The 10,002-nt window shown below is 33.5% G+C and carries 7 protein-coding genes; 3 read left to right on the forward strand and 4 right to left on the reverse strand.

The window, feature by feature from the left end; translation table 11 throughout:
• On the forward strand, positions 1-2,556 hold a 2,556-nt coding region (infB, locus tag Q0616_RS07620), incomplete at its 5' end, for a translation initiation factor IF-2 (RefSeq protein ID WP_298776219.1).
• A gap of 122 nt (positions 2,557-2,678) precedes the next feature.
• Positions 2,679-4,346, forward strand: coding sequence for a gamma-glutamyltransferase (gene ggt / locus Q0616_RS07625; RefSeq protein WP_298776220.1), 1,668 nt, complete (start codon positions 2,679-2,681; stop codon positions 4,344-4,346).
• Between the two features lie 34 nt (positions 4,347-4,380).
• Here the strand turns inward: ggt and Q0616_RS07630 are convergent, their stop codons facing one another.
• Together Q0616_RS07630 and Q0616_RS07635 are read right to left on the reverse strand one after the other, a co-directional pair.
• Positions 4,381-4,665, reverse strand: coding sequence for a GNAT family N-acetyltransferase (locus Q0616_RS07630; protein WP_260541900.1), 285 nt, complete (start codon positions 4,663-4,665; stop codon positions 4,381-4,383).
• 24 nt (positions 4,666-4,689) lie between these two features.
• Complete coding sequence (locus Q0616_RS07635; protein ID WP_260541901.1) at positions 4,690-5,562, reverse strand: pirin family protein; 873 nt, start codon at positions 5,560-5,562, stop codon at positions 4,690-4,692.
• A gap of 442 nt (positions 5,563-6,004) precedes the next feature.
• On the opposite strand from Q0616_RS07635, the gene Q0616_RS07640 reads away from it, so the two are divergent.
• Positions 6,005-6,256: a hypothetical protein gene (locus Q0616_RS07640; RefSeq protein ID WP_171623364.1), complete on the forward strand. Its 252-nt coding sequence runs from the start codon at positions 6,005-6,007 to the stop codon at positions 6,254-6,256.
• Between the two features lie 251 nt (positions 6,257-6,507).
• On the opposite strand, the gene Q0616_RS07645 is transcribed toward Q0616_RS07640, so the two are convergent.
• Positions 6,508-8,172, reverse strand: a complete 1,665-nt coding sequence (locus tag Q0616_RS07645; protein ID WP_188319262.1) for a hypothetical protein — start codon at positions 8,170-8,172, stop codon at positions 6,508-6,510.
• A 6-nt stretch (positions 8,173-8,178) separates the two neighbouring features.
• The coding region (locus Q0616_RS07650; protein ID WP_298776222.1) for a urocanate hydratase at positions 8,179-10,002 on the reverse strand (1,824 nt) is incomplete at its 5' end.

Consider the following 10,002-nt stretch of genomic DNA (forward strand, 5'->3'; position numbering starts at 1 on the left):
GATCTTGATAAAATAAATAATACAGGTAAACCTAAAAAGCAAGATTCTCCAGCTCCTAAAAAAGAGCAAGCAGAACCTAAAAAGGCGGAAGCACCGAAAGCGGAAGTTAAAAAAGAGGTGAAGAAAGAAGAACCTAAAAAGGTGGAAGAGGTTAAAAAGCCTGAAGTAAAAACGGAAGCGAAGCCTGAAGTGAAGAAAGAAGAAATTGAAGACGTAGCAGCAGTAGAACCTCAAAAAATTGAAACTGTCTACACAAAACTAGATGGACCTAATTTTACAGGTGCAAAGATTGACTTATCTAAATTTGATAAGAAAAAATCTGACGATAAAAAGGGGAATCAGAAAGGTGCTAATAACGCTGCTGACAAGAAAAAGCGCAAACGTATCCAGAAAAATGTTAAACCAGAAGATGTAGCAAAAGCTGGTGAAAACGGAGGGAATAATAACAATCGCCAAGGTGGAAATAACAACCACGGAGGTGGAAACAATAACAACCGCCAAGGTGGAAACAACAACCACGGAGGAGGAAATAATAACAACCGTCAAGGACAAGGAGGTGGAAATCGCCAAGGTCAAGGTGGAAACCGTCAAGGAGGTGGAAACTTTAGAGGAGGTAATAACCGAGGACCAAGAGTTCCTCAAGTAGAACTTTCTGACGAAGATGTTAAAAAACAAATTAAAGACACTTTAGATAAACTTACGAATAAAGGAAAAGGATCTAAAGGGGCTAAACACAGAAGAGATAAACGTAAAGAACGTCGTGAATTTGCTGAGCAAGAGCAAGAAGCAATGGACATGGACAAAACTTTACATGTAACAGAATTTGTAACAGTTAACGAATTAGCTTCGTTAATGGATGTTTCTGTTACAGAAGTTATTTCAGCATGTATGTCTTTAGGTATCATGGTTACCATGAACCAACGTCTTGAAGCTGATACAATTCAGTTAGTTGCAGATGATTTCGGATTCGAAGCAGAATTTGCTAATGCTGAAGAAGAAATCTCAACGGAAGAAGAAGAAATCGATAATGAAGAAGATTTAGTAACTCGCGCGCCAATCGTAACTGTAATGGGACACGTTGACCACGGTAAAACATCTTTATTAGATTATGTTCGTAAAGCAAACGTAATTGCTGGTGAGTCAGGAGGTATTACACAACATATTGGAGCCTACAACGTAACATTACCAAGTGGTAAACGTGTAGCATTTTTAGATACACCAGGTCACGAAGCCTTTACAGCGATGCGTGCTCGTGGTGCACAAGTAACGGATATTGCAATTATTGTGATTGCTGCTGATGACCAAATCATGCCACAAACACGTGAAGCAATTTCTCACGCACAAGCAGCAGGAGTACCAATGGTATTCGCAATCAATAAGGTTGATAAACCAGCAGCTAATCCAGAAAAAGTAAAAGAGCAATTAGCTCAAATGAACTTATTAGTTGAAGATTGGGGTGGTACTTATCAATCTCAAGAGATTTCAGCTAAATCTGGTTTAGGAGTTGATGATTTATTAGAAAAAGTTTTATTAGAAGCCGAAGTATTAGATCTTAAAGCAAATCCAAAACGTAAAGCATCTGGTACAGTTGTAGAAGCTGCATTAGATAAAGGACGTGGATATGTTTCGACTATAATTGTACAAACGGGTACATTACACATTGGTGATTATGTATTAGCAGGATCACACCATGGTAAAGTTCGTGCATTATTAGATGAACGAGGAAATAACGTTAAAGTTGCCGGTCCATCTACTCCAGTAACAATTTTAGGTTTAGACGGAGCTCCAACTGCAGGTGACAAGTTTAAAGTTTACGAAGATGAACGCGAAGCGAAACAAATTGCATCTCGTAGAGATCAATTACAACGTGAGCAAACTATTCGTACACAAAAACACATCACACTTGATGAGATTGGACGTCGTATTGCTTTAGGAGACTTTAAAGAATTAAATATTATCTTGAAAGGAGATGTGGATGGTTCTGTTGAAGCATTAACAGACTCATTACAAAAACTTTCTACAGAGGAGATTATTGTTAACATCTTACATAAAGGTGTTGGACAAATTACAGAATCTGACGTATTGTTAGCATCTGCATCTGATGCAATTATTATCGGATTTAATGTTCGCCCAGGTGTATCTGCTCGTGAAATTGCTGATAAAGAAGAAGTAGAAATCAGAACTTATTCTATTATCTATGCTGCGATCGAAGAGATTAAAGAAGCAATGGAAGGTATGTTATCTCCAGAGTTGAAAGAGCAAGTAACGGGTAATATTGAAGTTCGTGAAACATTCAAAGTAACGAAAGTTGGTACAATTGCAGGATGTATGGTATTGGACGGTAAAGTTTATAGAAGCTCTAAAGTTCGCATTATCCGCGATGGTGTTGTAATTCATGATGGTGAATTAGCTTCATTGAAACGTTTTAAAGATGATGTTAAAGAAGTGAACAAAGGTTACGAATGTGGTCTTAACATTAAAAACTTTAATGATATTCAAGTAAATGATATCATCGAAGCATACGAAACTGTAGAAGTTAAAAAGAAATTGAAATAATCAATTTTTTAGAAATAATCTTAAAAAGGAGCTCAATTAGAGCTCCTTTTTTTATGAATTAAAAGCGATGTTAGTTGATGGAGTTTTTTAAAACTTTGATATTTTTGTTTTAAATCGATTTTATGAAAAAAATATCATTTATAATAATTTCGTTCTTTGCCATTATTCAACTAAATGCGCAAGAATCTTATAAAAATGGAGCTGTTGTAACGGCTCATCCCGAAGCTTCAAAAGTTGGAGTTGAAATTCTGAAAAAAGGTGGAAATGCAATTGACGCTTCTGTTGCAGTACAGTTCGCTTTGGCAGTTGTTTATCCAAATGCAGGAAATATTGGTGGCGGTGGATTTTTAGTTTATCGTGATGCAAAAGGAAAAACGGATGCATTAGATTATCGTGAAAAAGCACCTTTGAAAGCTACTGAAGATATGTATTGGGATAAAGAAGGAAATGCAATTACTGATCTTAGTTTGTATGGACAATTTGCAGCAGGCGTTCCAGGTACAGTAGATGGAATGGTAAAGGCACATGAAAAATATGGAAAATTGAATTGGAAAGAATTAGTGCAACCTGCAATTGATTTGGCTCAAAAAGGTTTTAAAATCACTAAACAACAAGCAAGTGAATTAACGAATAAGCATGACGATTTTGTTAAATATAATTCAAAAATAAATGCTTTAACTGCAAAAGCTTCTTGGAAAGAAGGAGATCGATTGGTTCAAAAAGAATTAGCAAATACATTAAAACTGATTCAACAAAAAGGTCGCGCTGGTTTTTATGAAGGAAGAACGGCTGATCTGATTGTAAAAGAAATGAAACGTGGAAACGGGATTATTTCTCACGAAGATTTAAAACAATATCAATCGGTTTGGAGAACGCCAGTTGCGGGAAATTATAGAAATCTTAAAGTAATTTCGATGCCACCACCATCAAGTGGAGGAATTGCATTGGTTTCGTTGTTTCAATCAATCGAAGATTATCCTATTCATAAATGGGGATTTCAGGCAGATTCTACAATTCAAGTAATGGTAGAAGCCGAGCGTCGTGTTTATGCAGATCGTGCAGAACATTTAGGTGATCCAGATTTTATAAAAGTTCCGCAAAAACAATTGTTAGATAAAAGTTATAATGTAAATCGAATGAAAGATTTTTCGTTTGATAAAGCAACACCAAGTTCAGCAATTAAAGCGGGAGAAATATTTGGAAAAGAATCGATGGAAACTACGCATTATGTAATTGTTGACAAAGATGGAAACGCAGCTTCTGTTACGACAACTTTAAATAATTCGTATGGTTCTTTGGTGGTTGTGGAAGGTGCAGGATTTTTGTTGAATGATGAGATGGATGATTTTTCTGTAAAACCAGGAACACCAAATTTATATGGTTTAGTTGGAGGAAAAGCAAATGCAATTGAACCTTCGAAAAGAATGTTAAGCTCGATGACGCCTTCTATTTTAGAAAAAGATGGTAAATTGTTTATGGTTGTGGGAACACCTGGAGGTTCTACGATTATTACTTCGGTTTTTCAAGCAATTGTAAATGTTGTTGATTTCGGAATGACAATGCAAGAAGCTGTTGCTGCACCAAGATTTCATCATCAATGGTTACCAGATCAAATCGATTATGAACCAAATGCAATTTCAGAAAACGTTCGCGAATCGTTAAAACAAAAAGGTTATGTTTTGAAAGAACGTCAACCTTATGGGCGAGTAGATGGAATATTAGTTAATACTGACGGGACATATCAAGCAGGCGCAGATCCACGCGGTGATGATAAAGCAATAGGATATTAAAAACAAAAAGGAACTCTAAATCGAGTTCCTTTTTTTATTGAGATAAAACATCTCTAATTTCTGTGTTTTTATCAAATTGTGCTTTTGCAAAAGGACACAAAGGAATAACTTTAATATTATTATTTCTTGTCCAATCAACCAAGGCTAATAAAACTTTTTTACCAATACCTTGTCCGCCATAAGCTTCATCAACTTCTGTATGATCGATGATGATTTTATCATCTCCAGCCCAAACATAACTCATTTCTCCAGCTTTTTTATCGCCATCTAAAATGGCAAAAGCGCCATTTTTTTTATCATCAATTTGTTTAATTTCCATCTAATATATTTTTAAGTTGAATATTTAATCTTCTAATGTACCAAATTTTCCGTGATTGTAATCGTCAAATGCTTCACGAATTTGCTCTTGTGTATTCATTACAAATGGACCGTATGATGCGATTGGCTCATTTAGAGGTTCTCCACTCAAAATAAGTACCACACTACTTTCAGTCGCTTCGATTGTAAAATCTTCTCCTTCATTAGTAAACAATAACAAATGATCTGTTGGAACAATTTCTTGCTCATTCACTTTTACTTCACCTTCAATAACCAATAAAACTGTATTGTAATGTGCTGGGAAACTAAAATTCGCTTTACCACCTTCATTTAATTTTGCATTCAACATATGAACAGGAGAAAAAGTAGATGCAGCACCTTTTGCTTGGTTATATTCACCAGCTATAACTTCTACAAATCCATTTTCAACTTCAACAGTTGGAATATCTTTGTGTGCAATGGCTTGATATTTAGGCGCACTCATTTTATCCTTTGCAGGGAGATTTACCCATAATTGAACCATTTGAAAAATTCCTCCTTTTTTGTAAAACTCTTCTGCATGATATTCTTTGTGTAAAACTCCTGACGCAGCTGTCATCCATTGTACATCGCCTTGATGAATTGTTCCACCTCCGCCAGCACTGTCATGATGAGAAACACTTCCTTGATAAGCGATTGTTACGGTTTCGAAACCACGATGCGGATGTACACCAACACCTTTTGGTTTGTCCGTTGCAAGAAAATCAAATTTTGAATTGTAATCCAACATAATAAAAGGATCCATTCTTCTCATGTCTAAATGATAACCGCTCGGAATAAAGTTATGAACTCTAAATCCATCTCCTACGAAATGAGGCTCTCTTGGAGCGATAACCGCTTCTATATTTTTTGTGTTCATAATGATGTTTTTTTATTTTCTTATACAAATTTACAATTCCAATGTATTGATTGTATTGATGTAGGGTAAGAAGTTTTAATTGAATAAGTTAACATATATCAATGGTTTGTATGATCTGTTAAATTTAAATAGTTCTAAAATATAGATGAACGATGTTTGTCTAATTATTGTTTTTTTATATTTGGTTGTATCTATCTAACAAAATAAATAAAAATGAAAAAAAATTCAATAGTTTTAGGTGTATTTGCATTAGTTACATTAGGATCATGTAAAAATGAAACACCTCAAAAAAAGCGCAAAAAGAGTCACAGAAAGCTTTAGACAAAGCGTATGATGCAAACGAAGCAAATCAAGTTGCGACAAAGCTGTAGTAAAATCAGATATTGCAACAGTTATTTATACAGATATTACTGCCGCAAATGCTGCTGTTGCTAAAATTCCGATGCCTGCATTGTTAAATGATAAAGCTAAAAAATTAGCAAGTGATTTGGGTAAAGCGTTGATTGATCGTATTAATGTAAAAGACGCAAAAGAAATAGAGAAATCTGAAAAAAAAATTACTGATTTGAAAAATGATGTTGAAAAAGCTTATCAAGACAGTAAAATAAATGTTGAGGATCGTGATGCAATCAAAACATATATCGAAGATTGTGTAAGAGCTGCAGTAGCTACTGTTGTAGCTATACATTCTTAATATTCTTTTTATAGAAGTATAAAGCCCACCTCAATTGAGGTGGGTTTAGTTATTTATAATAAATTCTCATCAACCATATTAGGAAGTGTAACCTTTAGCAAAGGTTCTTCTTCCATGGCACGTTTTGTCGAAAACATAGCTTCATCGTTTCATCCACATCCCAATGTATATTGATTTTAAACTGTTTTTAGCATCAGAATTTTATTCAACTGTTTATTTTAGGTCTATGAGATCACAATTAAACAAATAAATTAGTCAAGTAGTTTTTCTATAAATTCATTATTCTGAATTCTAATTTTTATAAAATTATCGCTATTAATTAAAAAATCTAAATATTTTTTAATAAGTATATCGCCGTATGATTTTTTAATTTTATTGATTAAATCAAGTTCCATATCTTTTTGAGAAGAATAACTGTAGAGATAAGCTAAACGTTTAAGTAAATTTATTAAGAAGGTATTTTTGTTAAATAAAAAGAGTTGATCAAAATAACATAAAATTATTTCAGCTGGAACATAATTACTTATTACATCGATCATTTTTTTATACTCCTTTTCAGCATCTAATATCTTAAAATATAAATCAATACAATCATCTGATTCGTAAAAATTTATTTTAAGATTAGTAAGTGTTTTCGTTCTGAATTTTTTAAACTTTTCTTCTTCATTTAAATGATTTTTTATAAAAAGAAAATCTTCTAATGATGGATTGTAAGGGAATTTTAAAAGTTTTATTTCTGTATATTTAGGCAAATCATTTGTCTGTTTATAAAGTTTTTCTAGAATATTGTAATAAGGGTAGTTGTATTTTTCTTTAGAATTGTTTGAAATAATATCTTTACAATAAGCTTCTACAGCAATATGGTCAGTTTTCATTAGTTCTTCTAAAATCATTAAATTATAGTCATTTTGATAAATTGATGGTTTGAAATAATCTTTTATTTCTGTAAACAACTCTGTCTCTATCATGATTTGTAGAAAGAATGTCTGAATCTCTATGTTATAATTTATATTTTCTTTATGCCATTTTTTTAGGTAATTTAGAAGGTGTTGTCCGATAATTTTTTTTCTCTCTGTAGTCGCTTGATAATATATTTCTTTATTTATTTCAAAATCATTTACAGTTATATTATCCATATTAAGGAAGTTGCTCCAATGATCAAGTACAACGTTTTTCCATTGTTCTTCTACTGCTATTTTATTGATCCTAAAAGCATATTTTTCTATAATAGCGTAAACATATTTTTCTAATCTTTTACTTGTTGTACCCGAGTTAAAATGAAAAGAAAGTAATAAATCACATATTCTTATAATTAGTGGTTTTGCGATTTCTGTCGTCTTAATAATGCAATCTATATAAGCAAATACAGGTTCAAGAGCAATTTGTAGTAAATCGATTATCTTTTTTACTTCGGATATTTCTACTTTCCTTTTTTTACCTATTATTGAGGTTATTGTATCTTTTATTAATTGTTCTACTTCATCAAGAGAATACTCTTTTTGTTTTTGAGAAAATGATAACATGAAATATTGTTCAGCTTCTCTATTTGTATTAAAAAAATCAAGTAACCATTTTCTTAAATCTTCTTCTTCAATTAGTTTAAGTAAAGTTTCGCTCTCTTTTTCTTTTTTTATGCGAGTTTTTTTAACAGGTTTTAAAGAGGTAAGTTTTACGATTTCTTCTAGCATTTTTTTTTGATGAATACACCAAGATTCGTTACTTCCACAATCACAAGAATGGGAAGTAACTTCTTTATTTTTGATTACTATATTTACATCGTAACTATTCGACTGGTCATCTACAAAAGCAATAAAGTTCCCTTTTTTTTCTTCTTCTAATTCTCTAATTTCGAGTTTTTTAATATCTCTTTTGTTTTGAGAAGAAATTAATTTGAGTAAATTTTCAATAGTATTCATAAGCTTTTATAATAAATTTTCATCAACCATATTAGGAAGTGTAACCTTTAGCAAAGGTTCTTCTTCCATAGCGCGTTTAATCGCAAAAATAGCTTCGTCATTTCTTGCCCAAGAACGTCGAGCAATTCCATTGTTCACATCCCAATGTAACATTGATTTTAAACGGTTTTCAGCATCTGAAGATCCATCTAACAGCATTCCAAAACCACCGTTGATTACTTCGCCCCAACCAACGCCACCACCGTTGTGAATAGAAACCCAAGTTGCGCCACGGAAACTATCCCCAATAACATTATGAATCGCCATATCAGCTGTAAATTTTGAACCATCATAAATGTTAGACGTTTCGCGAAAAGGAGAATCTGTTCCCGAAACATCATGATGATCACGACCTAAAACAACTGGCTCTATTTCGCCTTTCGCAATTGCATCGTTAAAGGCTTTCGCAATTTTGATTCGTCCTTCTGCATCTGCATATAAAATTCGAGCTTGCGATCCAACAACCAATTTATTTTCTTGTGCTCTTTTTATCCACGTAATATTATCTTGCATCTGTTGTTGAATTTCAGCAGGAGAATGTTGCATAATCTTTTCTAAAACTTGACAAGCGATTTCGTCGGTTTTTAGTAAATCTTCTGGTTTTCCAGAAGTACAGACCCAACGGAATGGTCCAAATCCGTAATCGAAACACATTGGACCCATAATATCTTGTACATACGAAGGATATTTGAAATCGATTCCGTTTTCTGCCATAACATCCGCTCCAGCACGAGAAGCTTCTAATAAAAAGGCATTTCCATAATCAAAAAAATACGTTCCTTTTGCAGTATGTTTATTAACCGCAGCAGCATGACGACGAAGAGATTCTTGGACTTTTTCTTTGAATAACTCTGGGTTTTCGGCCATCATTTGATTTGATTCTTCTAATGTTAATCCAACCGGATAATAACCACCAGCCCAAGGATTATGCAAAGAAGTTTGATCTGATCCTAAATCAATATAAACGTTTTCTTGGTCAAATTTTTCCCAAACATCAACGATATTTCCATCATAAGCAATCGAAACAACTTCTTTATCTGCTTTAGCTTTTTTTACACGAGCGACTAATTCATCCAAGTCTGAAATTACTTCGTCCACCCAACCTTGTTCGTGGCGTTTCCAAGTCGCTGCTGGATTAACTTCTGCAGTAACAGATACCACTCCTGCAATATTTCCTGCTTTTGGTTGAGCTCCAGACATTCCGCCTAAACCAGCCGTAACAAATAATTTTCCTGCTGTTCCTTTATCATCAATTTTACGACAACCATTTAATACGGTTATCGTAGTACCATGTACAATTCCTTGCGGACCAATATACATGTAACTTCCTGCCGTCATTTGTCCGTATTGAGAAACGCCTAATGCATTCATTTTTTCCCAATCATCAGGTTGCGAATAATTAGGAATGACCATTCCATTCGTAACGACAACACGAGGCGCATTTTTGTGTGAAGGAAACAATCCCATTGGATGACCAGAATACATGACCAATGTTTGTTCGTCTGTCATTTCAGACAAATATTTCATTGTTAACAGATATTGTGCCCAGTTCTGAAAAACAGCACCATTTCCTCCGTAAGTAATCAATTCTTCTGGGTGTTGTGCAACTGCATGATCCAAGTTGTTTTGAATCATTAATTGAATTGCTTTTGCTTGTTCCGAATTTCCTGGATAATCTGTAATTGGACGTGCAAAAATTTTATAATCAGGCATCAAACGATACATGTAAATTCGACCAAAATCTTCTAATTCTTGTTTAAATTCTGGAATTAATTCAGCATGATGAATAGG

The sequence above is a fragment of the uncultured Empedobacter sp. genome, from assembly GCF_937930195.1.
GTDB classification, from domain to species: Bacteria; Bacteroidota; Bacteroidia; order Flavobacteriales; family Weeksellaceae; genus Empedobacter; species Empedobacter stercoris.